We start from the raw sequence: 2,214 nt of genomic DNA, 5'->3' as shown, positions 1-2,214 counted from the left end.
TGGAAGGTGTGGGTGTGCACCGCCTCCTCGAAGGCCTGCCGAAGGAGGTACTGCCGGCACTCCGGATTGGTGAGGTGTCGGTAGATCGCCAGCACGATGTTGTTGGCGACGAGCGATTCCGAGGCTGCGAAGAAGCCGAGATTGCGCTTGATCGCGCGCCGCTCGTCCTCGGTCAGCCCGTCCCGCGACTTCCATAGCGCGATGTCGGCCTGCATCGAAACTTCGGTCGGCATCCAGTGATTGTTGCAGCCCGAGAGATACTTCTCCCAGGCCCATTTGTACTTCAGCGGAAGCAGCTGGTTGACGTCGGCGCGGCAGTTGATCATCCGCTTCTCGTCGACGGAGACGCGGCCGCCGGCGCGATCGATCGCGCCTAAGCCGGTCGGGTCGGCCGGCTCGAGCTTGAGCTGGGTCTGCGGACGCAGTGCGGTGGCGAGACTTGAGACGGCAGGAGCGGCCGCTGTGGTTTCGGTATCGGACCAGTCGAGCATCGTCATCTCCTCACTGGCACGCTTCGCATTCGGGATCGTCGATCCGGCAGGCCTTGATGCCGTCGAGGTCCGGTGCCGCTGCGGTCGGTATCATGATCGGTGCGTGCGACACCGCCACAGACGCGGACACCGCATTGAGCTTTCCGTCGGTGCCCTTCAACGTCGATTTCTCGACATGCGTGGCGCTGCGCGAGCGCAAATAGTAGGTCGTCTTCAAGCCGCGCCGCCAGGCCAGCCGGTAGAGCGCATCGAGCTTCTTGCCGGAGGGATTGGCGATGTAGAGGTTGAGCGACTGCGACTGGTCGATCCATTTCTGCCGGCGCGCGGCCGCCTCGATCAGCCAGGCGCTGTCGATCTCGAAGGCGGTGGCGTAGAGCGCCTTCAGATCGCCAGGAACGCGGTCGATCTGGCCGACGCTGCCGTCGAAATATTTGAGATCGGAGACCATGACCTCGTCCCAAAGCCCCCTCGCCTTCAGGTCGCGCACCAGGAACTCGTTCACGACCGTGAAGTCGCCGGACATGTTCGATTTCACGAACAGGTTCTGATAGTTCGGCTCGATCGACTGCGAGACGCCGCAGATGTTGGAGATCGTCGCCGTTGGCGCGATCGCCATGACGTTCGAGTTGCGCATGCCGCTGGACGTGACCTTCTTGCGCAGGCGATCCCAGTCGAGCGTTGCGGAGCGATCGACGTCGAGACCACCGCGCGCGTCGGCGAGAAGCTGGATGGAGTCGAGCGGCAAGACGCCCTTCGACCACAGCGAGCCCTCGAAGCTCGGATAGCGTCCGCGCTCCGCGGCGAGATCGGACGACGCTTCGATCGCGTGGAACGAGATTGCCTCCATGCTGGTGTCGGCAAACGCCACGGCTGCGTCGGACGCGGTAGGAATGCGCTGGACCTGAAGCGCTTCCTGAAAGCCCATCAAGCCGAGCCCAACGGGACGATGACGCATGTTGGAGCGCCGCGCTTCCGGGATCGTGTAGAAATTGATGTCGATGACGTTGTCGAGCATCGGGACGGCGGTGGTCACCGTCCGCTTCAGCTTGGCCTGGTCGACACCATCAGGCCCGACATGGTTGAGCATGTTGACGGAGCCGAGATTGCAGACGGCGACCTCGTCGCCCGAGGTGTTCAGCGTGATCTCGGTGCAGAGGTTCGAGGAATGGATCACGCCCACGTGGCGTTGTGGCGAACGCAGATTGCAGGGGTCCTTGAAGGTGATCCAGGGATGACCGGTCTCGAACAGCATGGTCAGCATGCGACGCCAGAGGTCGCTCGCGCGCACGGTCTTGAAGACGCGCATGCTGCCGGCTTTCGCCTTGGCCTCATAGGCCTCGTAAGCCGTCTTGAACGCCTCGCCGTAGAGATCGTGCAAATCGGGCGTCTCGTCCGGCGAGAACAGCGTCCATTCGCCATCGGCATCGACGCGCTGCATGAACAGGTCCGGCACCCAATTGGCGGTGTTCATGTCGTGGGTGCGGCGGCGGTCGTCGCCGGTGTTCTTGCGCAGATCGAGGAATTCCTCGATGTCGACGTGCCAGGTTTCCAGATAGGCGCAGACCGCGCCCTTGCGCTTGCCGCCCTGGTTGACGGCAATCGCGGTGTCGTTGGCGACTTTCAGGAACGGGATGATGCCCTGGCTTTCGCCGTTGGTGCCCTTGATGTGGGCGCCGAGGCCGCGCACCGGCGTCCAGTCGTTGCCGAGGCCGCCGGAATATTT

General features: G+C 63.4%; 2 protein-coding genes. Both read right to left on the bottom strand.

Going from position 1 to position 2,214, the window contains the following annotated elements:
• Positions 1 to 491, bottom strand: a 491-nt coding sequence (locus tag AC5ZFO_RS47725) for a ribonucleotide-diphosphate reductase subunit beta (RefSeq protein ID WP_496124231.1), incomplete at its 3' end; no start/stop codon positions are given.
• Between the two features lie 10 nt (positions 492 to 501).
• A partial coding sequence (locus AC5ZFO_RS47720; RefSeq protein ID WP_496124230.1) for a ribonucleoside-diphosphate reductase subunit alpha occupies positions 502 to 2,214 on the bottom strand: 1,713 nt, incomplete at its 5' end.

It is taken from the genome of Bradyrhizobium sp. Unk1 (genome assembly GCF_059512345.1).
This window is presented reverse-complemented; position numbering and strand designations above follow the sequence as displayed.